The 23,535-nt window shown below is 72.0% G+C and carries 25 protein-coding genes; 14 read left to right on the top strand and 11 right to left on the bottom strand.

Annotation, left to right across the window (positions count from 1 at the left end; translation table 11 throughout):
- Nucleotides 1–3: 3 nt before the first annotated feature.
- Nucleotides 4–648: a response regulator gene (locus M8542_RS16915; protein WP_257921126.1), complete on the top strand. Its 645-nt coding sequence runs from the start codon at nt 4–6 to the stop codon at nt 646–648.
- Here M8542_RS16915 and M8542_RS16920 read toward each other — a convergent pair.
- Nucleotides 633–1,280 carry a TetR/AcrR family transcriptional regulator gene (locus M8542_RS16920; RefSeq protein ID WP_257921127.1) on the bottom strand — a complete coding sequence of 216 codons (648 nt, stop codon included), beginning with the start codon at nt 1,278–1,280 and terminating at the stop codon, nt 633–635. The two genes, M8542_RS16915 and M8542_RS16920, sit on opposite strands and share 16 nt — an antisense overlap.
- 61 nt (nt 1,281–1,341) lie before the next feature.
- On the opposite strand from M8542_RS16920, the gene M8542_RS16925 reads away from it, so the two are divergent.
- From M8542_RS16925 to M8542_RS16935, 3 genes are read left to right on the top strand one after another with little or no spacing between them, the layout of a single operon-like run.
- Nucleotides 1,342–1,719, top strand: a complete 378-nt coding sequence (locus M8542_RS16925; protein ID WP_257921128.1) for a cupin domain-containing protein — start codon at nt 1,342–1,344, stop codon at nt 1,717–1,719.
- Nucleotides 1,716–2,906 (top strand): MFS transporter, encoded by a 1,191-nt coding sequence (locus tag M8542_RS16930; RefSeq protein WP_257921129.1) that lies wholly within the window; start codon nt 1,716–1,718, stop codon nt 2,904–2,906. Before M8542_RS16925 ends, M8542_RS16930 begins: the two co-directional genes overlap by 4 nt.
- Nucleotides 2,907–2,916: 10 nt before the next feature.
- Complete coding sequence (locus M8542_RS16935; protein ID WP_257921130.1) at nt 2,917–3,327, top strand: secondary thiamine-phosphate synthase enzyme YjbQ; 411 nt, start codon at nt 2,917–2,919, stop codon at nt 3,325–3,327.
- Here M8542_RS16935 and M8542_RS16940 read toward each other — a convergent pair.
- Entirely contained in the window at nt 3,265–4,254 is a 990-nt protein-coding gene (locus M8542_RS16940; protein WP_257921131.1) for a YhgE/Pip domain-containing protein, read from the bottom strand. The two genes, M8542_RS16935 and M8542_RS16940, sit on opposite strands and share 63 nt — an antisense overlap.
- Before the next feature lie 105 nt (nt 4,255–4,359).
- Between M8542_RS16940 and M8542_RS16945 the strand changes: the two genes are divergently transcribed.
- The 3 genes from M8542_RS16945 (at nt 4,360) to M8542_RS16955 (ending at nt 9,139) form a co-directional block, all read left to right on the top strand.
- Complete coding sequence (locus M8542_RS16945; RefSeq protein WP_257921132.1) at nt 4,360–5,049, top strand: HAD family hydrolase; 690 nt, start codon at nt 4,360–4,362, stop codon at nt 5,047–5,049.
- A gap of 121 nt (nt 5,050–5,170) precedes the next feature.
- Nucleotides 5,171–7,285 carry a bifunctional lysylphosphatidylglycerol flippase/synthetase MprF gene (locus tag M8542_RS16950; RefSeq protein ID WP_257921133.1) on the top strand — a complete coding sequence of 705 codons (2,115 nt, stop codon included), beginning with the start codon at nt 5,171–5,173 and terminating at the stop codon, nt 7,283–7,285.
- 57 nt (nt 7,286–7,342) lie between these two features.
- Entirely contained in the window at nt 7,343–9,139 is a 1,797-nt protein-coding gene (locus tag M8542_RS16955) for an NACHT domain-containing protein (RefSeq protein WP_257921134.1), read from the top strand.
- Here M8542_RS16955 and M8542_RS16960 read toward each other — a convergent pair.
- Both M8542_RS16960 and M8542_RS16965 read right to left on the bottom strand, forming a co-directional pair.
- Nucleotides 9,136–10,017 (bottom strand): DUF8017 domain-containing protein, encoded by an 882-nt coding sequence (locus tag M8542_RS16960; protein WP_257921135.1) that lies wholly within the window; start codon nt 10,015–10,017, stop codon nt 9,136–9,138. The two genes, M8542_RS16955 and M8542_RS16960, sit on opposite strands and share 4 nt — an antisense overlap.
- Entirely contained in the window at nt 10,017–11,765 is a 1,749-nt protein-coding gene (locus tag M8542_RS16965) for a proline--tRNA ligase (RefSeq protein WP_257921136.1), read from the bottom strand. The genes M8542_RS16960 and M8542_RS16965 overlap by 1 nt, the downstream gene beginning before the upstream one ends.
- Before the next feature lie 123 nt (nt 11,766–11,888).
- Here M8542_RS16965 and M8542_RS16970 point away from each other — a divergent pair, with 123 nt between their 5' ends.
- Both M8542_RS16970 and M8542_RS16975 read left to right on the top strand, forming a co-directional pair.
- Nucleotides 11,889–12,233, top strand: coding sequence for a VOC family protein (locus tag M8542_RS16970; protein ID WP_257921137.1), 345 nt, complete (start codon nt 11,889–11,891; stop codon nt 12,231–12,233).
- 20 nt (nt 12,234–12,253) lie between these two features.
- Nucleotides 12,254–13,156 (top strand): 2-hydroxyacid dehydrogenase, encoded by a 903-nt coding sequence (locus M8542_RS16975; RefSeq protein WP_257921138.1) that lies wholly within the window; start codon nt 12,254–12,256, stop codon nt 13,154–13,156.
- On the opposite strand, the gene M8542_RS16980 is transcribed toward M8542_RS16975, so the two are convergent.
- The 3 genes from M8542_RS16980 to M8542_RS16990 are packed head-to-tail and all read right to left on the bottom strand — an operon-like array spanning nt 13,137 to nt 15,217.
- Entirely contained in the window at nt 13,137–13,358 is a 222-nt protein-coding gene (locus M8542_RS16980; RefSeq protein WP_257921139.1) for a DUF397 domain-containing protein, read from the bottom strand. The genes M8542_RS16975 and M8542_RS16980 overlap by 20 nt on opposite strands.
- 16 nt (nt 13,359–13,374) lie before the next feature.
- Complete coding sequence (locus M8542_RS16985) at nt 13,375–14,208, bottom strand: helix-turn-helix domain-containing protein (protein WP_257921140.1); 834 nt, start codon at nt 14,206–14,208, stop codon at nt 13,375–13,377.
- A 55-nt stretch (nt 14,209–14,263) separates the two neighbouring features.
- Nucleotides 14,264–15,217, bottom strand: a complete 954-nt coding sequence (locus M8542_RS16990; RefSeq protein WP_257921141.1) for a GNAT family N-acetyltransferase — start codon at nt 15,215–15,217, stop codon at nt 14,264–14,266.
- A 55-nt stretch (nt 15,218–15,272) separates the two neighbouring features.
- Between M8542_RS16990 and yaaA the strand changes: the two genes are divergently transcribed.
- Entirely contained in the window at nt 15,273–16,019 is a 747-nt protein-coding gene (gene yaaA / locus M8542_RS16995) for a peroxide stress protein YaaA (protein WP_257921142.1), read from the top strand.
- Here yaaA and M8542_RS17000 read toward each other — a convergent pair.
- Together M8542_RS17000 and M8542_RS17005 are read right to left on the bottom strand one after the other, a co-directional pair.
- Nucleotides 16,006–16,476: a GNAT family N-acetyltransferase gene (locus tag M8542_RS17000; protein WP_257921143.1), complete on the bottom strand. Its 471-nt coding sequence runs from the start codon at nt 16,474–16,476 to the stop codon at nt 16,006–16,008. The two genes, yaaA and M8542_RS17000, sit on opposite strands and share 14 nt — an antisense overlap.
- 35 nt (nt 16,477–16,511) lie before the next feature.
- Nucleotides 16,512–17,582 carry an NAD(P)/FAD-dependent oxidoreductase gene (locus M8542_RS17005; protein ID WP_257921144.1) on the bottom strand — a complete coding sequence of 357 codons (1,071 nt, stop codon included), beginning with the start codon at nt 17,580–17,582 and terminating at the stop codon, nt 16,512–16,514.
- Nucleotides 17,583–17,664: 82 nt separating this feature from the next.
- Here M8542_RS17005 and M8542_RS17010 point away from each other — a divergent pair, with 82 nt between their 5' ends.
- A complete protein-coding gene (locus tag M8542_RS17010) occupies nt 17,665–18,219 on the top strand; it encodes a suppressor of fused domain protein (protein WP_257921145.1) in 555 nt (184 codons plus the stop codon).
- On the opposite strand, the gene M8542_RS17015 is transcribed toward M8542_RS17010, so the two are convergent.
- Nucleotides 18,189–19,064, bottom strand: a complete 876-nt coding sequence (locus tag M8542_RS17015; RefSeq protein WP_257921146.1) for a LysR family transcriptional regulator — start codon at nt 19,062–19,064, stop codon at nt 18,189–18,191. The genes M8542_RS17010 and M8542_RS17015 overlap by 31 nt on opposite strands.
- Before the next feature lie 48 nt (nt 19,065–19,112).
- Between M8542_RS17015 and M8542_RS17020 the strand changes: the two genes are divergently transcribed.
- The gene (locus tag M8542_RS17020) at nt 19,113–19,346 is read left to right on the top strand and encodes a hypothetical protein (protein ID WP_257921147.1); all 234 of its coding nucleotides are present in this window, start codon (nt 19,113–19,115) and stop codon (nt 19,344–19,346) included.
- A 104-nt stretch (nt 19,347–19,450) separates the two neighbouring features.
- Complete coding sequence (locus tag M8542_RS17025) at nt 19,451–20,362, top strand: MBL fold metallo-hydrolase (protein ID WP_257921148.1); 912 nt, start codon at nt 19,451–19,453, stop codon at nt 20,360–20,362.
- A gap of 363 nt (nt 20,363–20,725) precedes the next feature.
- On the opposite strand, the gene M8542_RS17030 is transcribed toward M8542_RS17025, so the two are convergent.
- Nucleotides 20,726–22,252: a phytoene desaturase family protein gene (locus M8542_RS17030; protein ID WP_257921149.1), complete on the bottom strand. Its 1,527-nt coding sequence runs from the start codon at nt 22,250–22,252 to the stop codon at nt 20,726–20,728.
- Nucleotides 22,253–22,524: 272 nt separating this feature from the next.
- Between M8542_RS17030 and M8542_RS17035 the strand changes: the two genes are divergently transcribed.
- The gene (locus M8542_RS17035) at nt 22,525–23,484 is read left to right on the top strand and encodes a serine protein kinase RIO (RefSeq protein ID WP_257921150.1); all 960 of its coding nucleotides are present in this window, start codon (nt 22,525–22,527) and stop codon (nt 23,482–23,484) included.
- The last annotated feature ends 51 nt before the right edge of the window (nt 23,485–23,535 follow it).

Below are 23,535 nucleotides of genomic sequence, written 5' to 3' on the forward strand. Positions count from 1 at the left end.
CGCATGCGGATCGTCATCGCGGAGGACTCGACCATCCTCCGCCAGGGTCTCGTCGAGCTGCTCACCTTCCGCGGCCACGAGGTCGTCGCCGCGGTGAAGGACGGCGAAACGCTGCGGGCCGCCGTCGCCGAGCACGCCCCCGACGTGTCCATTGTGGACATCCGGATGCCGCCGACGCACACCGACGAGGGCCTGCGGGCGGCGATCGCGCTGCGCGCCGAGCTGCCGGCCTGCGCGATCCTGCTGTTCTCCCAGTACGTCGAGACGAAGTACGCGGCCCAGCTGCTGGCCGACCGCGCGGGCGGGGTCGGCTACCTGCTGAAGGACCGCGTCGCCGAGGTGTCGGACTTCCTCGACGCGCTGCGCCGGGTCGCCGACGGCGAGACGGTGCTCGACCCCGAGGTCGTCAGCCAGCTGTTCTCCGCCACGCGCCAGACCGACGCACTCAGCGGGCTGACCCCGCGGGAGCGCGAAGTGCTGGGCCTGATGGCGGAAGGCCGGTCGAACTCGGCGATCGCGGCGAAGCTGTTCCTCTCCGCCGGGTCCGTCGAGAAGTACGTGACGTCGATCTTCGGCAAGCTCGGCCTGCCACCGTCCGAAGGGGACAACCGCCGGGTGCTGGCGGTGTTGCGCTACTTGGACTCCTGAGCCAGCAGCCCGTCGACGAAGGCCCGCAACCCGGCCTGGTAGGTGTCGCGGGCGGTCAGCTCCGGCCAGCGCTCCCCGACGATCGCGAGGCTGGGGAACCGCGTCGCGTCGAGTTCGGCGAACACGCGGTCGCGGTAGCGGGGCCGGTCCTGCGCGGCCCGCCGCCCGGCGCGGGCGCGGATCAGGAGTTCACCCAGCGTGTAGTACCAAATGCCCCGGTAGACCGCCACCGCCCGCTCCGGCGAACACCCGCAGCCGAGCGCGCCGCCGACGATCCCGTCGACCATCCACAGCGCGGACTCGCCGACGAAGTCGTCGGCCGTCAGGACTTCCACGATCGCGGGCCACGCGGCCAGGGCGTCGTGCATGAGGGTGGCCGCGGCGACGATCCGCTCCCGGGGATCCGAGGGCAGTTCCGGCCGAGGCAGCTGGTCCGCGTAGTGCTCCAGCAGCTGGACGAGCAAGTCGTCCTTGTCGCGGACGTGGTGGTACAGCGTCGTCGCGCCGACACCCAGCTCGGCGGCCAGCCGACGGACCGTCAGCTTCTCCCAGCCGTCCCGGTCGAGGATCGCCCGCGCCGCTTCGAGGATCTGCGGCCGCGAGGTCGCGGGCGGCCGTCCGATGCGTGGCATGCCCCCCATCATGCCCGGAAGCCGTTCGACACCGCGCACCAGCTGGTGCTACTTTCGGAACATGTTCGAAAACTACGACCTGTTCAAGACCTTCATCCAGTTGCGCACCGGTGGCGTGGCCGAGTCCGTCAACCGCCGCGAAGCCCTCGCCGGAGCCGGCGAAAGCCTGTGGACGATCGGCGCGTTCCACGCCGAAGACGACCACGCCGTGCACTCCGACGTCTGGGAACGCCACACCCAGGGGCACGAAGTCCTCGTCGTGCTTTCGAGCGCGTTACGCGTCTACGTAAGAGAGGAAGGACTGGTGGCCACGCTGACCGCGGGACAGTCGTTCATCGTGCCGCCCGGACGGTGGCATCGGCTGGCCGTCGAAGAGCCCGGTGACCTGCTGTCGATCACCCCTCGGGCGGGCACCGAACACGAGAAGGCCGTGGCGTGAGACGGCCGGTCTTCGTCGCCTGCCTTGCCGTGTTCGGCCTGATGGCGGCCCAGCAGCTGCTCAACCCGATCCTGCCGCCGCTGGCGCGCGAGTTCGGCTTCAGCGAGCTGGCGCTGGGCGCGGTCTGGGCGGTCGGCGGCGCCGGTGTCGTGCTGACCAGCCCGTTCTGGGGCCGCCGGAGCGCGCGCTGGGGGCATCGGCCGGTGCTGCTGCTCTCGCTGGGCGGCGCCACGCTCGGCCTGCTCGGGTTCGCCGTCGTCGCGCAGGCCGGGCTGTCCGGCGCTCTCGCCGTGCCGGTGCTGTTCACGGCCGTCCTGCTGACCCGCGGCGTCGTGTTCGGCCTGGCCTGGGCCGCGACGCCGGTGACCGCGCAGTCCTACATCGCCGACGTCACCGACGGCCCGGCGGAGCGCGTGCGCGGGATGGCCGTGTTCGGTGCGGCGCAAGGCCTCGCGCTGGCCGTCGGACCGGCGCTCGGGGGCGTGCTGGGCCTGGCCGGGCCACTGGTCCCGATCTACGCCGCGCCGGTCATCCTGGCGGTGATCGCCGTCGTCGTGGCGGTCGCGCTGCCGAAGCCGGTGAAGCGGAAAGTGTTGGTGACGAAGCAGGTCAGCCCGTTCGACCGGCGGATGTGGCCGTTCCTGACCCTCGGCTTCGGCCTTTACCTCGCGCTCGCGATCGTCCTGATGACCGTCGGCTTCCTGGTGCAGGACCGGCTCGGGCTCGCCACGCGGGACACCGGCCGCGTCACCAGCCTGATCATGCTCGCCGGCGCGGGGCTGATCATCCTCGCCCAGGTGGTCGCGGTCCCGCGGCTGGGCTGGCCGCCGCTGCGGCTCGTGCGGGTGGGCGCGGTCGTGATGACCGCCGGCATGGTCGTGGTCGTGTTCGCGCACACCGGATTGCTGCTCGCGGCCGGCGTCGCCGTGCTCGGCGCCGGGATGGGCTTCGCGACGCCGGGGTTCATGTCCGCGCCGACGCTGGCGGCCACCCGCGACGAACAGGGCGCGGTGGCCGGTCTGATGGGATCGAGCAGCGCGCTGGCGTTCATGGGCGGGCCGCTGCTCGGGACCGGGCTGTACGAGGTTTCGCCCACCGTGCCGTACATCGCCGGCACGGTGCTGCTGGCGGGGCTGACCGTCTTCGCCTTCACCGTGGAGCCCGCGAAGGTGGCCGTCGCTGCCTAGGCTGGGGCGCATGTACTCCACCGAGATCGAGGTCCGCACCGGCTCGGAAGCCGTCGTCCACGACCTCACCCACGAGGCCGAGGCCTTCCTGCGCGACGCCGACGCGGCCGACGGCCTGCTGCACGTCTGGGTCCCGCACGCGACCGCGGGCCTGGCGATCCTCGAGACCGGCGCCGGCAGCGACGAAGACCTCCTGAAGGCGCTCGACGAGCTCCTCCCCCGCGACGGCCGCTGGCGGCACCGGCACGGGAGCCCCGGTCACGGCCGTGACCACGTGCTTCCCGCGCTGGTGCCGCCGTACGCGACGGTCCCGGTGCTCGGCGGCGTGCTCGCGCTGGGCACCTGGCAGTCGATCTGCCTAGTGGACACCAACCTCGACAACCCGGTCCGGAAGGTGCGGTTCAGCCTGCTCGCGGGCTGACCGGCCCGGCCACAGCACCAGCAGCAGGCCCGCGGTCAGCAGGCCACCGAGGACCCAGAGCCCGGTCGTGACGTCGGGTGCGCCGGGCACGCCCTGGAGCAGGCTGCGCAGGCCTTCGGCCGAGAACCGGAACGGCGTCCACGACCACAGCAGCGTGCGGTAGGCCGGGTTCAGCAGCTCCGGTGCCTGCCCGGCGACCGCGGGCGCGACCAGGTAGAGCGGGCCGAGGACGGCCATCGCGCGCAGGCCGAGCAGCCGCAGCAGCCCCGCCTGCAGGGCCGCGAACGCCGTCGCCGCGAGGAAGACGAAACCGAGAACGCCGGCAGTCAGCGGCAGCGCGGCGTCCCACAGCGCGAAGAACCCGGCCACGGCCGCGGTGACGAGCACGCCCACCCCGACGACCTGCAGGAACCGCGCGCCGACACCGACCGTGCGGCCGGTGCGCTTGGCCAGCTGGGTCAGCCCGAGCCCCGCGACGAGCGCGCCGATCCAGGCCAGCGCGGACGCGGCCAGCGGCGCGGTCCGGCCGGCGACGCTCGCCGGGTGCAGCACCTCCTGCTTCGGCGCGCCGGCCAGCGCGCTCGCGGCGCCGGTCAGCGCCTGCTGCGCGACCTGGGTGCCGGCCGGGTTGACCGCCCCCGACGTCACCACGGTCGCACCGCCAGGCCCGAGTTCGAGCACGCCGTAGACCTTCTTGTCCTCCAGCAGCTGCCGCGCGTCGGCCGGGCTCGCGATCGTCCACGCGAGCTGGGTTCCGCCGTGTGCGGCGATGCGCTGCGCGATCTCCGGCGGGGCGGCGACCGCGACCGGGACACCGTCGGGTGCGGCGGTGGCCTGCGCGCCGAAGGTGAGGAAGCCGAGCACCACCGCCACCAGCGCGCCGGCCACGGCGGCGACCAGGGCGAGCGCCCCCGCGGGTCGGGTCATGAGAGCCTCCAGTTATTCGTCGCTTGTTGAATTGATGCCCAAGGTACGACCGAGCCGCCAAGAAGTCAACGCTTGTTGAATAGTGCCGCCGGTAACCTCGACCTCGTGACGAAGACGCGACTGGTGCTCTGGGACATCGACCACACGCTGGTGGACTTCACCGGCCTCGGCTCCGCTTGGTACGCCACGGCGCTGGCCGCGACGACCGGGACCGAGCTGGTCACCTACCCCGACTTCGGCGGCCGCACCGAACGCGCGATCAGCACCGACCTGCTCACCGCGCACGGCCTCGAGCCGACCGAAGAGCTGATCCAGGCGCTCTGGCTGGCGCTGATCGCGGAGTCCGAACGCTCGGTCGCCCAGCTGCCGGCCTCGGCGCGGGCGCTGCCGGGCGCGGCCGAAGCGCTGACCGACTTCGCCGGGCACGACGGCGTCGTCCAGTCGCTCGTCACCGGGAACCTGCCGGAGATCTCGCGGCACAAGCTCGTCGCGTTCGGCCTGCACGAGCACCTCGACCTCGAGATCGGCGGCTACGGCACGCTCTCGGCGCACCGGCCGGACCTGGTGCCGCACGCGGTCGCGCGTGCCGCGGCCAAGCACGGCACCGAGTTCGACGCGGTCGTCGTCATCGGCGACACCCCGAACGACGTCGAGGCCGCGTTGGATCACGGCGCGGTCGCCGTCGCGGTGGCCACCGGCCACTACACCGCCGAAGAACTGCAGGCCGCGGGCGCGCACACGGTGCTGCCCGACCTGGCCGACACCGACGCCGTGCGGGCCGCCGTCCTCGGCTGACCCTCCCCCGGACTCGTCCTCGGGAGGGGGAAGACCCTCAGTCGAAGGGAGGACTCCCCTAAGGGAAAAGTCGTTCCTTCGCCCGATGTCCGCGACGGCGCGACTCGGAAGACTCTTCCGCATGACGAAAGCAGCGTCGGCGGCCGAGCTCGCCGGAGAGGGACGCGTCCGCGGCACCATCACTGTGCTGAGACAGCGCCTGCCGTTCACCAGCACCGTCGTGCTCGCGATGCTCCTGCTGGCCGTGGTCACCGGAGCGCTCTGGAACGCGGCCGAAGACCGCGCGGCCTTCCCGTTCGTCGCGTATGGACTGCCGTCGCTGGAGTCCGGCCGGTGGTGGACGATGCTCACCGGGCCGTTCTTCGCCGTCATCCCCTGGTACTACCTCCCGATGGTCGGCAGCTTCGCGCTCTTCGCCGGCTTCGCCGAATGGCAGCTGGGGACGCGGCGCGCGATGGCCGTGACCATCGGCGGTCAGGTCGTCTCGGTGCTGGTCGCCACGCAGTTCCTCGCGTTGTGCCGCAACTCCGGCTGGCTGTGGGCGGAGCGGATCTCGGGCAGCCTCGACGTCGGGTTCTCCGGCGGCGCGCTCGCCGCCGTCGCGGTCGCCAGCGCGACGCTGCGGCCGCCGTGGGCGCTGCGGCTGCGGGCCGGGCTGTGCGTGTACGCCGGGGTCGCGATCGTCTACGTCGGCACGCTCGCCGACCTCGTGCACTTCTGCGCGCTGCTGCTGGCGATCCCGCTCGGCAACCGGCTCGTCGGGTCGAAGCGGGCGCCGTCGGCGGGGCCGAACCCGCGGGAGTGGCGGCTGCTGGCCGTCGCCGGCCTGCTGCTGCTCACCATCGCCGAGATCGTGATGCTGCTGGTCCCCGGCGATGGCCCGTTCGGCTCCACGGAAGGGGTTTCGCTGTCGGGGCCGGAGCTCGCGGTGCTCGTCCTGCTGGTGGTGCCGATGCTCAACGGGCTGCGCAAGGGCGGCCGCGTCGCGTGGCGCTGGGCCGTCGGGTTGTCGGCTTTCGTGACGCTGCAAGGGGTCGCCGTCGTCACGCTGGTCGGCCTGGCCGACTTGTTCGGCGGCGACTACGACACCACCGGTCTCCCGCTGTTCTTCGTGGACAATCTCTTGTGGACGGTCGAGCTGGTCGTCCTGGTCATCGCGCAGCACGCCTTCCGCACGCCGTCGCGGCGCCGGTTGCGCCGGCACGCCCAGGGTCCGGGCCCGGCGCTGGCCCGCACGCTGCTCGACCGGCACGGCGGCAGCACGCTCTCGTGGATGACGATGTGGCCGCGCAACACGTACTTCGTCCGCGCGGACGGCCGGTCCTACCTCGCCTACCGCAAGCACGCGGGGGTCGCGGTGGCGCTGGGCGACCCGATCGCCCCGGACGGCACGGCGGCGGCCACGGTCACCGAGTTCACCGCGATGTGCGAGAACTCGGGCCTGGTGCCGTGCGTGTTCTCGGCAACGGAGGCAACGGTCGCGGCAACGCGCGAGCAGGGCTGGCAGCACGTCCAGGTCGCCGAGGACAACGTGCTCGACCTGGAGGGCCTGGAGTTCCGCGGCAAGGCCTGGCAGGACGTCCGGTCGGCGCTGAACAAGGCCGCGAAGCAGGGCATCGACTTCCGGCTGGTCCGCTTGGCCGACCAGCCGGAACCCATCCTCGCCCAGGTGCGGGCACTGTCGGAGGAGTGGATGTCCGGCAAGGGAATGCCGGAGATGGGCTTCACCCTGGGCGGCCTCGACGAGGCGATGGACCCGGCCACCCGCGTCGGCCTGGCGGTCGACGCGGAGGGCACGGTCCACGGCGTGACATCGTGGCTCCCGGTGTACACGGGAGCGGGCAAGATCGGCGGCTGGACCCTGGACGTCATGCGCCGCAGCCCCCACGGCTTCCGCCCGGTGATGGAGTTCCTGATCGCGTCGGCGTGCGTGGCGTTCCGCGAGGAAGGGGCCAGGTTCGTCTCGCTGTCGGGAGCACCGCTGGCCCGTAGCGGCGCGGCCGGCCCGACCCGCACGGTCGACCGGGCACTGGAGTCGTTGGGAAAGGTGATGGAGCCGTACTACGGCTTCCGGTCCCTGCACGCGTTCAAGGCGAAGTTCCAGCCGAGGCACGTCCCGCTGTACCTGGCCTTCCGCGACGAGGCGGACTTGCCGCGGATCGGGCTGGCGCTGAGCCGGGCCTACCTGCCGGACGTACGGCTGCGGGAGCTGGCGAAACTGGCGCGGAAGCGGTAACAGGAGTCCGGTCGTCGGCGACTACATTGCGCAGGTACGCCGCGCCCCGGAGGAAATATGCCCCAACCGGACCAGACGCCCGGGAGCCGGTCGCGCAACGAATTCTCCGGCACGGCCGACAACGTCGTTCAGGTCGGCACCCTGTACGGCGACGTCGTGTTCGCGGATTCGGCCGAGTCGACCCAGCGCGCGAAGGAGTTCGAGGATCGGTACCGGCGGGGAATCGTCGAAAGCCTCGACCGCGTCGCACTGTTCGGCCCGACCCCGCAGTGGGCCGAGACGTTCGCGCTGAGCTCTGCCTACGTGGACCTGACGCTCACTGATCCAGTGTCGGAACGCGGTGGCCTGGGCATCGACGAAGTCCTGGCCGGCAGCCGCCGGCTGCTGCTGGAAGGCTCGGCCGGGACCGGCAAGTCGACGATGCTGCGGGCCTTGGCGATCCGGGCGCTGCGCGGTGAGTTGCCCGAAGCGGTGGCCGGGTCGGCGAGGCCGGTGCCCTTCCTGCTCAAGCTTCGGTCTTTCGTGCAGGACGAGCAACTGGTCCTGCCCAAGCCCGAAGATTTCGTCGCGTCCGTCGCACCGCTGCTCGATTCCGCGAAGCCCGAGAAGTGGGTCTCCCGGCTGCTGGAGAGCGGCCGGACGCTGGTCTTGGTCGACGGCATCGACGAGGTGCGCGACATGCACCGGGGGCAAGTGCTCGACTGGGTCCGGAGCCTCGTCGACTTCTACCCCAAGGCCGGCTACGTCGTCACCGCGCGCCCCGCTGCCGTGCGGGAAGGGTGGCGGAAGGAGTTGCGCGGCCTCGGGTTCGCCACCACGCGGATCGAGCCGATGAGCCGCCGCCAGGTGCACAACTTCGTCGATCACTGGTACCGAACGATCTGGCGCGAAGGGCGAGGGGCCGAAGACCTCAAAGCGTGGATCGACAGGGAGCGTGGCCTGAGCAGCCTAGCGACGTCTCCGCTTTTGTGTGGCGTCCTTTGCGCACTTCACTATCAATGCGGCATCCTGCCCGCGACCCTACTCCAACTGTATGAGGACGGGCTGGATCTTCTCGTCGAACGACGTGACTACCAACGGGCCATCCGCCACCATTTCTGGCAGCTGCCACGATCGGTTTCGCGGCCCTTACTGGGCCGAATAGCGTTGTGGATGGTGCTCAACGGGCGGGACGCCATACCATGGTCGACCGCGATGAAGATCGCGACAGACTTCGCCTTCCAGATCAAAGGTGCCGGTTATCGGGCCGAAGTGCCCCAGCTGATCCACGACCTGATCGAGCAGACCGGCACCCTGAGGCGGTCGGAGGACAACCTGGCGTTCTCCTTGCCGTCGTTCCAGGACTATTTCGCCGCCGACGAAATCATCCGGCACGACCACCTGCACCACCTCGTCCGCCACGCTCACGACCCGACCTACCACGACGTCGTCGTCCTGGCCGCCGGACTGGCCGAGCAAGACGTCGCCGCTCGCCTGCTCACGCAGCTGCTGGACCGCGCGACGGCGGAACCCAGTTACCAGCGAGCCCTTCGGCTGGTCGCGGCGGCGTGTCTCTCCGTGGTGCCCGCGCTACCGCGCCCGCTCTACGAACATCTACATGACGAGGCTACGAAGCTGTTGCCGCCCGCGACGATCGACGAAGCGTATGACCTCGCCGGTGTGGTGGTCGTGGACCTTCTCGTCGAGCTGGCCCGGACGCGTGAGTTCACCGATGCCGAGGCCGCGGCGAGCATCCGGGCCGCCTCGATGATCGACATGGCCGGAGCGAGCGCGCTCCTCGAACTCTTCGCCGACCACGCGAGCCCACTGGTTCAGCGTGAGCTGGCGGCTGCCCACGCCCGCGACAGCGGCTAGCGACGCGTGGTCGGCGGCGGCGTGACGGTGGTCCGATCCCCCGCCGCCACGAACCGATAGCTCTCCACGACCTTCAGCAATTCCTCCCGGCTCGCACCCCCGGCCCGGTCGGCAGCCGAATAGGCCACCACCACGCCCGAAGTACCACCGGTGCCGAACGCCAGCGCCGCCACCAAAGCCCGCTTCGGTGTGCACTCGCCCGTGTCCGTCGGGACCACCTCGGCGACCACCACCCGGGCCGGCGACTTCGTGCCGTCCGCCTTCGTGATCTGCGCGTCCGCGCCCGGCCCCGCCTGGACGGTTCCGCCGTACGCCCCCGTCGCCAGGTCCGTCACGACCTTGCGTGCCGCCGCGTCCGGGTCCGGCTCCCGTGCGGTCGTGACGCCCGCGCCGCCCAGGTCGTCCTTGCCGCAGAAGTTCTCGCCCAGGAACGCGCTCGTGATCAGCCGGATCGACGGCTTGTCCCAGCCGTGCAGCGTCGTCGGCGCCGGCTTCCAGTTCGGTGGGACGTCGTACGCATACGAACCATCCCGGGCCGCCACCGGCTGCCAACCCGCCACCAGCGCGGGCACCGAGACCCGCGGTGACGGCGTCTCGACCACCGGCGTCCGCGGCGCCGGCGTCGACGTCGGCCGGTGTGTCTTGCCGACGCCCAGTGCGTTCAGCACGCCGCCGATCAGCGCGATCAGCACCAAGCCGACCCACGGTGCCCGTCGCCACTTCAGCGGCTTCGCGGCCGGGCGGATCCGCTTCGGCTGCGCGCGCGGCGGCTCCGAGACGGGCGCGCCCGCGGGTTCGTAACCGCCGAACCCGCGGAGCGCCGCGTTGTCCTCGTACCCCGGTGTCGTGTCGTCCGGACGCCGGGAGAACAGGCCCATCAGGAGCGGACGAGCTTGACCAGGTGCTCGACGACGGCGTCGACCGCGATCTCCTCGCGCTCGCCCGTGCGGCGGTCCTTGACCTCGACCACGCCGTTCGCCAGGCCGCGGCCGACCACCAGGATGGTCGGCACGCCGACCAGCTCCGCGTCGGCGAACTTGACGCCCGGGGTCGCCTTGCGGTCGTCGAGGATGACCTCGATGCCCGCCGTGTCCAGCTCCGCGGCGATCTTCTCGGCGCCCGCCGCGACCGCCTCGTCCTTGCCCGCGATGACGATGTGCACGTCGAACGGCGAGACCTCGCGCGGCCAGATCAGGCCGAGGTCGTCGTGGTTCTGCTCGGCGAGCACGCCCACCAGCCGCGAGACGCCGACGCCGTACGAGCCCATCGTGATCCGGATCGGCTTCGAGTCCGGGCCGAGCGCGTCGAGCTCGAACGCGTCCGCGTACTTGCGGCCGAGCTGGAAGATGTGGCCGATCTCGATGCCGCGCGCGGCGACCAGGGTGCCCTGGCCGTCCGGCGACGCGTCGCCCTCGCGGACCTCGGCGGCCTCGATCGTGCCGTCCGGGGTGAAGTCGCGGCCGGCCAGCAAGTCGACGACGTGGTGGTCGACCTTGTCGGCCCCGGTGACCCACGCCGTGCCGGCGACGATCCGCGGGTCGGCCAGGTAGCGCACGCCGTTGTCCTGCAGGGCCTTCGGGCCGATGTAACCCTTGACCAGGAACGGGTTCTTCGCGAAGTCGGCCTCTTCGAGCAGCGCGACCTCGGCGGGCTCCAGCGACGCTTCGAGGCGCTTCATGTCCACTTCGCGGTCACCCGGGACCGCGACGCAGACCAGCTCCCACTCCTTCGCGCCCGGCTGACGCGTCTTGAGCATGACGTTCTTCAGCGTGTCCGCGGCCGTGAACGTGCGGCCCAGGTCCGCGTTGTTGAGGTAGTCGACCAGCGTCCCGATGGTCGGCGTGTTCGGCGTGTGGTGCACCTGCGCCTCGGGACGACCCTCGATCGGCTGCGCGGGCGGCGCGGGCGTCACGACCGCCTCGACGTTCGCCGCGTAGCCCGAGTCGGTGCTGCGGACGTAGGTGTCCTCGCCCGTCTCGGCGACCGCGAGGAACTCCTCCGACGCCGAGCCGCCCATGGCGCCCGACGTCGCCTTCACGACGACGTACTCGAGGCCGAGCCGGTCGAACAGCTTCGTGTACGCGGCGCGGTGCGCCTGGTAGGAGCGCTCCAGACCCTCGTCGTCGAGGTCGAAGGAGTAGGAGTCCTTCATGACGAACTCGCGGCCGCGCAGGATGCCGGCGCGGGGGCGCGCTTCGTCGCGGTACTTCGTCTGGATCTGGTACAGCGTGACCGGGTAGTCGCGGTACGAGCTGTACTCGCCCTTCACGGTCAGCGCGAAGAGCTCCTCGTGCGTCGGGCCGAGGAGGTAGTCGGCGCCCTTGCGGTCCTTGAGGCGGAAGAGGGCGTCGCCGTACTCGGTCCAGCGGCCGGTGGCCTCGTAGGGCTCCTTCGGCAGCAGCGCGGGGAACTGGATCTCCTGCGCGCCGATGGCGTTCATCTCGTCGCGCACGACGTTCTCGATGCGACGCAGGACCCGCAGGCCCAGCGGCAGCCACGAGTACCCGCCCGGGGCGACCCGGCGGACGTAGCCGGCACGTACCAGGAGCCGGTGGCTCGGTACCTCGGCGTCCGCCGGATCCTCGCGCAACGTGCGAAGAAACAACGACGAAGTCCTGGTGATCACTGCGGGGCTCCCTGCGCCGGGCGGGTGTGAAAGTCCCGCTCAGGGTAGTCAATACCCCCACCGTGACTCCAACGGGTTACTCGGCCGCCCGTTTTTGTCGGTGGTGGCCGCTAGCTTCGGGGCATGGCGATCCACATGGGCATGATCACGATCGACTGCGCCGATCCCCGCGACCTGGCGCGGTTCTGGACGGCGGCGCTGGGCACCCAGGTGGCCCAGGACTACGGCGGAGAGTTCCTGGTGCTGGCTCCACCCGAGGGCGGGCTGCCCCTCGGGCTGCAACGGGTGCCCGAGGCCCGGGCGGGCAAGAACCGGGTGCACGTCGACTTCGGCGGCGATGATCGGGCGGCGGAGGTGAAACGGCTGGTGGAGCTGGGCGCGAAGGAGGTGGCGGAGCATTCGGTGCCGGGCCTGGCCTGGACGGTCCTGACGGATCCGGAGGGCAACGAGTTCTGCGTCTCGGGGTAGTCCGGCGGTAGAAAGGCGGCATGAGCGCTCGCGTACTGCTGCCCTGGACCGACATCGATGTGCCGGAAAGGGTCGAGGCCGAGTACTACGACGGTGTCGCGGCGCCGCCGGACGGTCTGGGTGAAGTCGAGCTCTACGTGCTGCCCTACGACCGCGGGCCCGAGCCGCCGAAGCTGATCAAGGAGCTGCCGGCGTTGCGCGTGGTGCAATCGCTGTCGGCCGGGGTCGAGGCGATCGTGCCGCTGCTGCCCGAGGGCGTGCGGCTGGCGAACGGAAGGGGACTGCATGACCTGAGCGTCGCGGAGCACGCGCTCGCGCTGGTCCACGCGGCGCAGCGGGACCTGCCGCGGTGGTTCGCGCAGCAGACGCGCGGCGAGTGGACGCGTGAGCACACGCGCTCCCTGGCCGACAGCCGGGTGCTGCTGGTCGGCTACGGCTCGATCGGGCAGGCGATCGAGCGCCAGCTCGTCGCGGCCGAGGCGGTGGTGACGAGGGTGGCTAGCCGCGCGCGGCCGGAGTCGGACGTGCACGGCGTCGACGACCTGCCCCGGCTCCTGCCGGAGGCCGACATCGTGGTGCTCGTGCTGCCGGACACCCCCGCGACGCGCGGCTTGTTCGACGCGAAGGCCTTGGCGGCCCTCCCGGACGACGCCCTGGTGGTGAACGTCGGCCGCGGCACGGCGATCGACACCGACGCGCTCCTGGCCGAGACCCGGGCCGGGCGGCTGCGCGCGGGGCTGGACGTCGTCGATCCGGAGCCACTGCCCGCCGACCATCCACTGTGGACGGTTCCGGGTGTGGTCATCACGCCGCACATCGCCGGGGGGTCGGCCTCGTTCTATCCGCGCGCGAAGAAGCTGGCGGCCGAGCAGGTGCGGCGGTACGTGGCGGGTGAGGAGCTGCTCAACCTCGTAGAGCGGTGAGGACGGCGCTCCAGGCGGCCGGGGTGACGGTCAGTTGCCCCTGGTCGCGAGCCTTCGTGTCCCGGACACCGACGGAACGGTCGAGCTTGACCTCGACACACTCGGACTGGCCACCGCTGTAGCTAGCCTTGCGCCACCCGACTTCGACACAGTTGGACTCGCCACCGCTGTAGCTCGACTTGCGCCAGACCATGTCACCCATGCCGAGGCCTCCCGGGCTATCGCGCGACCTCCCGAAGCTTGCTCCGGGTGTCGTCCTCACTCAGTGCCTTGCCAGCCAAGATCTTAGCCTGGCGCCGGTAATCGCCGACAACTCTCGCATCGTGCAGGAACGCTGTGGCGTGCGAACTCTCCAGGTGCACGATGGGTGGCAGGCCGGCGAACTCGTAGAGCACGAACGGCCCGATCAGCCCCGGGTGGTACCCGATGTTCCCGGGGACGATCCGCAGCGAAACATTCGCCAGCGCCGCCACTTCGAGCAAGTGATCCACTTGGTCGGACATGATGTCGGCACTGCCGATCTGCTCGCGAATCGCCATTTCGCCGATGAATGCGCTCAGCCGGACCGGTTCCGGCTTCACCAGAATCCGCTGCCGGTTCAGCCGCGCCACCAGCATGGCGTCCGCCTGTTCCATCGCGATCTCGGCATTGCTCAGCACATCGCGCGCGTAGTCTGCTGTCTGCAGGATTCCCGGCAGGGTCGCCAACGACCACATCGTGATGCGGGTGGCGGTGCGCTCGTACTCCACGATCCCGCTCAGCGCGGGCGGCAAATCCGACGGGTTGGAATCGAGCCAGTTGTCGTCCTTGGCGCGTCTGGCCAGGCGCATCATGCGCTCATAGGTTGCGTCGTCGACCTGGAGGGCGCCCAGCAGCCGGGCCACGTCTTCCGGCGACGCGACCCGCTGCCCCTTCTCCCATGCCGACAGCAGCTGCGGCAGAATCCGCACCATGCGGGCCAGTTGACGCAAACCTTTACCTTGCGTCAGCCGCAATTCGCGCAGCGACGCGGCCAATGCTCTGGCACCCGGGGAAGCGGAAGTCGGCTTCATAGGGCGATCGTACGAATGCCGTCCATTCCCCGATCGGCGGTGGGGCGTCCCAGAATCAGGACAGGACGTACACGTGCCATTCGTCGTCGACACGATATCCGCACCGCTCGTAAACACCCAGCGCCCGGTGCGCGTTGTCGACGTCGACGTTCAGCGCCGACCGGTCGAAGCCCGCCGCCTTCGCCGCCAGCAGCGTGTGCCCCAGCAGCCCGGCCGCGACGCCGCGGCCGCGCAGCACCGACCTCGTGCCCACCCAGCTGGCGTGGTGCTCTCGGATGCCCGTCACCGCGGTCTCGGACGCGTAGAAGTGGCTCAGCACGAACGCGAGGACCTTCTCGCCGTCGAGGACCAGGTACGACAGGTCCGGGCGGAAGTCCTTCGAGCCGGTGACCAGGTGGCGCCAGGCGCCGGGCTCGTAGACCGTGCTGCCCCAGTGGTCGCCGAAGGTGTCGTTGCGGGCGTCGAGCACCGCGAGGTCGTGCTTGAAGTCGAACGGGACCGCGGTGAGACCGTCCGGCAGGGGCGGCTGCGGCGGCAGGTCGGCCAGGCCGACGCGCATGTTGACCATCGTGCGGGCGTGCTCGTACCCCGCGCCGGCGAGGACGCCGGTGATCCAGCTTTCGTTCTGGTGGTGGCCGTGGTGGAGCTCGATCGGCGCGTCCGGGAAGGTGCGCTCGTTGACCTCACGGCCCGTCCGCGCGAACCACCCGACCAGGTGAGCGCCGACGGCGTCGGTGCGGTGCTCCGGGTGCACGGCCGACTGGATGCGGAGCATGTGGACGGGGTTCGCGGCGTCGCGGCGGCGGACCAGGCCGTAGGCGACGAGCTCTTCGCCGGCCCAGGCGCCGACGGTGGCGCGGGCCAGGTCGACGTTGGGGCCTTCCAGCTCCTCGCGCAGGTCTTCCTCGCTGAGGTGTTCACCCGTCCGGTCGACCTGCTCGGCGGCCGCGTACAGCCGGGTGAGCGCGGGGACGTCGTCGAGGGTCAACGGGCGCCAGGTGAGGTCCATGCCGGGAGGCTAGGCCGGGCGGCGACGTCCGCGCACCCCGATTTACGCTCGACGCGTGCTGGTGCTCCTCCCCCCTTCCGAGACCAAGGCCGACGGCGGCCGCGGCGGTCCGCTCGACCTCGCCGCGCTGTCGTTCCCCGAGCTGAACCCGGCGCGCGCCAAGCTGGCCGACGCGCTGACCGAGCTGGCCGGCGACGTCCCGGCGAGCATCGTGGCCCTGGGCATCACCGAGCGGCAAGCCGGGGAGGTCGCCCGCAACGCGGAGCTGTGGACGTCGCCGACGATGCCGGCGCTGCGCCGCTACACCGGCGTGCTGTACGACGCGCTGGACGTGAAGAGCTTCACGAAGGCGGGTCTGGAGAAGGCGCACCGGCGGCTGGCGGTGACGTCGTCGCTGTTCGGCGTGGTGTCCGCGACCGACCCGATCCCGGCCTACCGGCTCTCGGGCGGCAACTCACTGCCCGCGCTCGGGACGATCCGCGCGCACTGGAAGCCGGTGCTCGAGCCGGTGCTGCGGCAGGTCGAGGGCCTGGTGGTGGACCTGCGATCGGGCACGTACTCGGCGTTCGCGAAGCTGCGCCCGGACGCGGTGACGGTCCGCGTGGTGACGGAGAACGCCCGTGGCGAGCGAGTCACGGTCAGCCACTTCAACAAGGCGTACAAGGGCCGTCTGGCCCGGGCGCTGGCGGAGACCCGCGCCGAACCGTCCACTGTGGACCAGCTGGTGAAGGTGATCACGAAGGCGGGCATGGTGGTCGAGCGCACCGGCGACCACGCGCTGGAGCTGGTCACGGAGGGCTGACGGTCCGTTCGAAGAGGGCGCCGGACGGGCTGCTGCCGACGATCCGCACCAGCCGGAAGCCCTGGCCGCGGTAGTAGTCGTGCAGCCGGGCGTTGGTGCTCCAGGCATCGAGCCTCAGCCGGCGTTTCCCGGCCCGCCTCGCTTCCTCGACGGCCAGGTCGAGCAGCCACGCCCCGACGCCCCGCCCGGCGAAAGCCCGGTCGACGGCGAGGCGGTGCAGGTAGAGCGCGGAGCCGGGCTCGTCGGCGGGCCGCCACAGCTCGGCGGCGTGGGTGTCCCGCAGGGTCACCGTGCCGACGGCCACCGGCCCCGGCCAGGTCTCCGCCACCCGGAGACCACCCGGTGCCAGGTCCGGGCGCAGTTCCTCCGCGCGCCACCGCCCCGTTTGCCACTGGTCCGTTGCCTTGCCGCCGAGCCAGGTGCTCGCGCCGTCGAGAATCTCCAGTACAGCCGGCACGTCCTCCTCCGTCGCCGGGCGGAGGCGGTACCCGTTCAGAACCGGTCCGGGGCGAACGGGCTCAGGTCGAAGCCCGGGTCCTCCCCCAGCGCCACCGACGCCACCAGCTTTCCCGCGAACGGCGCGTTCGTCAGCCCGCCGGCGCCGAAGCCCGTCGACACCGCCAAACCCGGCCGGATCAGCCCCAGGATCGGCAAGCCGTCCGGCGTGCCCGGGCGGAAGCCGACCCTCGTCTCGGCCAAGGTCGCGTCCGCCAGGCCCGGGGCCACCGTCAGCGCGTTGTCCAGCACCTCGCGCTGCCCGGCCGCCGTGACGCGGTAGTCGAAGCCCGCCTCCGCCTCCCGCGTCGCGCCCGCCACCACCCGGCCGCCGCCGAACGCCAGCAGGTAGTGGCTGCTTCGCGGCAGCACCACCGGCCAGGCGGCCGTGTCCGTTTCCGGCAGGTCGAAGTGGCTGATCTGACCGCGGTGCGGCGTCACCGGCAGGTCGATCCCCAGCGGCGCCAGCAGTTCGCGGCTCCACGCCCCGGCCGCGACCACGACGCTGTCGGCCTCCAGGGACCCCGACGAGCTCGCCACCGTCCCGTCCGCCCGGAACGCGACCTCGCCTTCGACGAACTTCGCGCCCCGCGCCTCGGCGGCCGACAGCAGCGCCCGGCGCAGCAGGTGCCCGTCGACGCGGCCCGCGCCGGACAGGTGCACCGCGCCCAGCTCGGGCGCCAGCGCCGGAAACAGCTCCCGCGCCTGCGCCGGGTCGAGCCGCCGGACCTCACCGGCCTCCGGGGCGTCCGCCGCCCGGCGGGTCAGCCGCTCCTGCGCCTCGGCCAGCTCCGTCTCGTCGGCCGACACGACCATCCCGCCGACGACCTCGAACGACGAATCGGGCAGCTCGGCGGTGAACTCCCGGTAGTACCGGCCGGCCGCCGCCGCGAGCGGGTACAGCGCGTCTTCCCAGCGCGACGTCCACGGGCTCACGATCCCGGCGCCCGCCTCGGTCGCCGTCCCCGGGCGCGCCGCGTCGGCCACGACCACTTCCGCGCCCCGGCCCGCCAGGTGCCAGGCCGTCGCCGCGCCGCCGATTCCGCTTCCGATCACGAGCACTCGCATGGCTCCACCCTGCCCGAACTTGCCGCGCCGGGGCCAACGGGTTGTCCCGCGCCTGCCGCCGGTCGGTCGTATGCTGCCCGCCATGCCGAGCCGTGCCGAGCGGTATGTCGCCCATCTCGACACCCTGACCGGGAACTCCGAGCCCAGGCTGCAGCCGATCCCGTCCACCCACGCCGCGCTCGACGACGTCATCGCGTTCGTCTTCGCCGACGAGCCGGAGCCGCGCTACCTGACCGGCGCGACGTACGGCCTCTCGCTCGCCGACCACGCCGACTGGCACGGCGTGAAACCGGAGCTGTGGATCAGCGTCCGGTCCGACGATCCGGTGTGGGCGCTGGCCATCGGCTACCTCGCCGAGCAGCTGCGCGGCACGTGCCCGTTCGTCTACGGCGACACGATCGACTTCGGCGAGCCGATCGCGCCTGAGTCCAAGATGACGGCGTTCGCGGTCTCGGCGCCCGCCGGCCTCGACGCGCACCAGTACACGCTGATCGACATCGGCGGCCCGCCGGTCAGCATCGCCGGCTGCTACCCGGTGCACGACACCGAGCGCCGGTACATCCGCGAGCACGGCATCGACGCGTTCTGGCAGCTGGACTGGGACCTCTACGACGTCCGGCGCCCGCCGGTGGTCTGAGTGCGCTGATACGCGGCCGCGGCCAGCCGGGCGAAGGAGCGGACCAGCGGCGTCTCGTCCTTCCAGGCGACGACGACCGGGTTCGGCGCGAAGCCGGTCAGCGGCACCACCGTCAGGCCACCGGGCGGCCGGTGCCCGAGCGGCATCAGCCCGACAGTCCCGTTCCAGAGCACGGCCTGCAGACACTCCTGGACGACCCGCACCACCGGCCCCTCGCGCGGCTCGCCGCCGTGCCAGTACGCCTGCCACAACGGATCCGTGCCGTCGGGGAACCGGAACCAGCGCCGGCCGGCCAGCTCGGCGAGCGCGAGGTGGTCGCGGCGGGCCAGCGGGTCGTCGGCGCGCAGCACCGCGCCCACCGGGTCGGCGCGCAGCTCGTGCACGGTCAGGCCGGTCTCGTCGAACGGCCCGCGCGTCAGGGCGACGTCGACCAGCCCGGCGCGCAGCCCGCACGTCGGGTCGGTCAGGTCCGTGTCGCGGACGCGGACCTCGACGCCCGGGTGCTGTCGCCGGTAGGCGTCGGCGAGCCGGGTCGCGTCGGGGTCGGCGCTGTCGGCGAGGATGCCGACGGTGAGCGTCGCCGACCCGGCCGCCGTCGCGACGCGCACGCGGGCCTGCTCGGCCTGGTCGAGCAGCGACCGGGCCTCGTCGAGGAGCGCGACGCCCGCCGGGGTGAGCGCGACCCCGCCGGCGGAGCGCACCAGCAGGACCGCGCCGACGTCGGCCTCCAGCTGCTTGATCGCCCGGCTCAGCGGCGGCTGGCTCATGTGCAAGCGCGCGGCGGCCCGGCCGAAGTGGAGTTCTTCGGCGATGGCCACGAAGTACCGCAGCGTCCGTAGCTCCATGACCACCGACAATAGGAGCGGGCGGCGCCGACCCGCCATAATCCGGTGGTGACCATGAAGCGACCGGGCGCCGACCTCTGTCTCCGTCGGCACGCCGAGACAGGCGCCGAGTGCTGTCTCACCGACACCCATTACCCCCGCCCCCACCGCGCCCTCGACGGGTCGACCTGGCACGACGGTCTCTGCACCGACTGCCACGGCAGCGGAAGCGTCCTGGACGGGGTGGAGTGCCCGTCGTGCAACGGCGTGGGCTTCGCCCTGCTCGAGCTGCACGACGACTGACGGCGCGACTGACGGGGTGGCTGACCGGCGACGATAGGCGTTCGGTATCGGCGCCACCGAACCGGTCTTGGACGGCCGCCGCGCTCCGGCGGTGGAATCGGGGCATGACCGATCCCGCCATCCAGTCGGCCGGCGCCACGCTGCCCGACCCCGTCGTCACCGTCTCCGGCGCGCGCGAGATCGCCGCCGACCTCCGGGTGATCCCGAACGACGGCGTCGACCTCGTGCCCAACATCGGTGTCATCGGCGGCTCGGACGCCGTCCTGGTCGTCGACACCGGCATCGGCACCGCGAACGCGGCCGAGGTGCTGGCCTTCGCGACCGATGTCGCGCAGGGCCGGCGCCTCTACCTGACCACGACGCACTTCCACCCCGAGCACGCGTTCGGCGCGCAGGTGTTCGCCGGCGAGGCCACGTACCTGGTCAACCGGGCCCAGGCGGCGGACCTCGCCACCAAGGGCGCCGGTTACCTGGCGATGTTCCGGGGCCTGGGCGAGGTGATCGCCCGCCGCCTCGAGGACGCCCGGGTGCCCGCGCCCGACGTCGTCTACGACGGCGTGCGCGAGCTCGACCTCGGCGGCCGGACGGTCCGGCTCCGTCCGACCGGCCGCGGCCACACCCCGGGCGACCAGGTCGTCGAGGTCCCGGACGCCGGTGTGCTCTTCACCGGCGACCTGGCCGAGACCGGGCAGTTCGCGATCCTCCCGTGGTTCCCGCCGCACGACACCGACGTCACGGCGGTGGGCTGGCTCGCGGTGCTCGACCGGCTGAGCGCCGACGCGCCCCGGGTGGTGGTGCCCGGGCACGGAGAGGTCGGTGGCGCCGAGGTGCTCACCGACGTCCGTGACTACCTGCGCGAGCTGCGGGACGAGACCTGGCACCGCCGGGACTCGGGTCTCGGGGTGGCGGAGATCGCCGCGCAGGTGCGGGCGGTGCTCGTCGACCGCCACCCGGGGTGGGCCGGGCGCGAGTGGATCGAGCCGGGGGTCGGGTGCCTGTGCGCCGAACGCCCGTGACCGCTTGGCTCAGCCGCTGAGCACCGCCGCCCGGGGTGGGCCGGGCAGCGGATCGACCCTGGCGCACGGACGTCCGCGCGCCAGACACCGCGACCAACCGCTCAGCACCGCCACCCGGGTGGGCGAGCGCGAGTCGATCGAGCCGGTGCCTCGTGCGCCGAAGACTCGTGACCACCCGGCTCGGGCACCGAGCACCACTACCCGGGGGTGGGCCGGGCAGCGGATCGACCCAGGTGCACGGACGTCCGCGCGCCAGACACCGCGACCAACCCGCTCAGCCGCCCACCGCCGCCCGGGGTGGGCCGGGCAGCGGATCGCCCTGGCGCCCGGACGTCCGCGCGCCAGACACCGCGACCAACCCACTCAGCCGCCCAGCACCGCCATCGCCGCGTTGTGGCCGGGGATGCCGCTGACACCACCTCCCCTCACGGCTCCCGCGCCGCACAGCAGCACGCGCTCGTGCGTGGTCTCCACGCCCCACCTACCTGCCTGGCCCGGGTCCGAGGCGAACGGCCAGGACAAGTCGCGGTGGAAGATGTGCCCGGCCGGCAGACCCAGCTCTGCCTCGAGGTCGAGCGGGGTCTTCGCCTCCACGCACGGCTTGCCGTCCGGGCCCTTCAGCAAGCAGTCCTCGATCGGTTCGGCCAGCACGCTGTCCAGCGAAGCCAGCGTCGCGCGCAACGCCGCTTCGCGCACCTCTTCGTTGCGCCCCTCGAAGAGCCGCGCGGGCATGTGCAAGCCGAACAACGTCAAGGTCTGCACCCCGGCCGCACGCTCGGCCGGGCCCAGGATCGACGGGTCCGTCAGCGAGTGGCAGTAGATCTCGCAGGGCGGCAGCGAGGGGATCCGCCCCGCCGCCGCCTCGCGATAGGCCGTCTCCAGCTGGGAGAACGTCTCGTTGACGTGGAAGGTGCCGCCGAACGCCTCCGCCGGGTCGACGGCCGGATCGCGCAGCCTCGGGAGCCGCGACAGCACCATGTTCACCTTCAGCTGGGCGCCTTCCGGCCGCTCCGGTGGCTCCTCGCCGAGCAGGCTCGCCAACGTCGCCGGCGCGACGTTCGCCAGCACGTGCCCGGCCCGGACGGCGAGTTCGGTGTCGCCGCGGCGATACCGCACCTCGCCGTCCGGGTCGATCGCGAGGACCTCCGCGCCGGTCACCAGGCGCGCGCCCGCCGCGGCCGCCACCGCCGCCAGCGAGCCGGTGACCGCGCCCATGCCGCCGACCGGGACGTCCCAGTCGCCGGTGCCGTTGCCGATGACGTGGTAGAGCAGGCACCGGTTCTGCCGCAGGTCCTCACCACCGGCCGCCGCGAACGTGCCGATCAGCGCGTCGGTGAGGACGACTCCGCGCACGGTGTCGTCGGTGAACCACGACGTGAGTGTTTCGCCGATCGGGCGCTCGAACAGCAGTGACCACGCCTCGCCGCCGACCCGCTCCCGGAAGTCCACTTCGGACAGCAGTGGTTCGGTGAGCGTGCCGGCGACGCGCTCGGCCACGTGCCCCGTCAGCTCGTAGAACCGCTGCCAGGCCGCGAAGTCCGCTGTGGACCCCGTGACCGCGCGGAACGACGACGCTGTCCGATCGTCGTCACCCGTGTCGACAAGGAGACCCGAGCCACCCGCCGGGGTGTACGACGACATCCGGCGTCGCCGCAGCTCGACGTCGAGCCCGAGGTCGGCCACGATCTTCCGGGGCAGCAGGCTGACGAGGTAGGAGTAGCGGGACAGCCGGACGTCGACGCCCTCGAACGCGCGGAAGGACACGGCGGCGCCACCGGTCTCCCCGCGTCGTTCGAGCACGAGCACCGACCGGCCCGCCCGCGCCAGGTACGCGGCCGCCACCAGGCCGTTGTGCCCGCCGCCGACGACCACCACGTCGTAGGAATCCATCCGCCCCTCCTCGTCAGAGCCTGCCCTTTCATCGTGGTCATGCCCGTCGGCGGAATTCAAGGAAACGTCGCGAACGGTCCTTTCGCGCTATTCGGTTGCGCGGAGCGTGACCGGTCCGGCAAGCTTGTCCGCAACCGGCAGGGAGCCGGGGTGTGGAGAGCGGAGGTGCCTGTCGTGATGGATGTCCGGGCCCTTTCGCGCCCTCACCCACCCGCCCCCCGAGGCTGAGCACACGCCTGGTGGGGCATCCCTGATCGAGGAGAAACCCACCAGTGCGCCAGCACGATCACGAAGATTTCGACGTTCCCGATGAACGCCCCGCCCGTCGCCGTGCGCAAGCCGCCCGCCGGGGCCGGCTCGCCGAGCCCACGCGCAGCGGACGCCTCACCGAAGGCGAACGCGTCCGGCTCGCCAAGCTCCGCGAAGACGCCTACACCGAAGCCCGGCTCCTGCCCGAGGGCACCGACCGCTGGTCCACCTGGGACGACGCCGAACACGGTCCGTTACCCCGGCCGGACTGGGTCGTCACCGAGCTCGCCGCGGCCGACACCGACCTCGGCGTCCTCAAGACCGGCAAGGAGGCCGACGTCCACCTGCTGCGGCGCGGCCTGCCCGACACCCCGGGCACGCTGCACGCGGCGAAGCGCTACCGCAGCGACGAACACAAGCTGTTCCACCGCGACGCGGGCTACCTCGAAGGACGGCGGATGCGCCGCTCCCGCGAGAACCGCGCGATGGCGCAGCGGAGCGCCTTCGGCCGCAACCTGATCGCCGAACAGTGGGCCGTCGCGGAGTTCGCCGCGTTGAGTCGCTTGTGGACGATCGGCGCGCCGGTGCCGTACCCGGTGCAGCGCAACGGCACCGAACTGCTCCTGGAGTTCCTCGGCGACGACGACGGCACGGCCGCGCCCCGCCTGGCTCAGGTGCGCCCGGAGCCGGACGAGCTCGAGGACCTCTGGTCGCAGGCCACCTCGGCGCTGGAACTGCTCGCCTCCGAAGGGCTCGCGCACGGCGACCTCTCGGCGTACAACGTCCTGCTGCACCGGGGCAAGCTGGTGGTGATCGACCTGCCCCAGGTGGTCGACGTCGTGGCCAACCCCGGCGGCCTGGAGTTCCTCGCGCGGGACGTGCGCAACCTCGCCGGCTGGTTCCACAGCCGGGGCCTCGGCGAGCACGTCACGAAGACCGACGAGCTCCTGGCGGATCTCGTTTCCGCCGCCGGGCTCGGCTGATTCCGCGGCGGCGTCGCGGATGTGGCACGGAACACGTCTGCGACGCCGCCC

It is taken from the genome of Amycolatopsis iheyensis, assembly GCF_024703995.1.
Classification (GTDB): Bacteria; Actinomycetota; Actinomycetes; order Mycobacteriales; family Pseudonocardiaceae; genus Amycolatopsis; species Amycolatopsis iheyensis.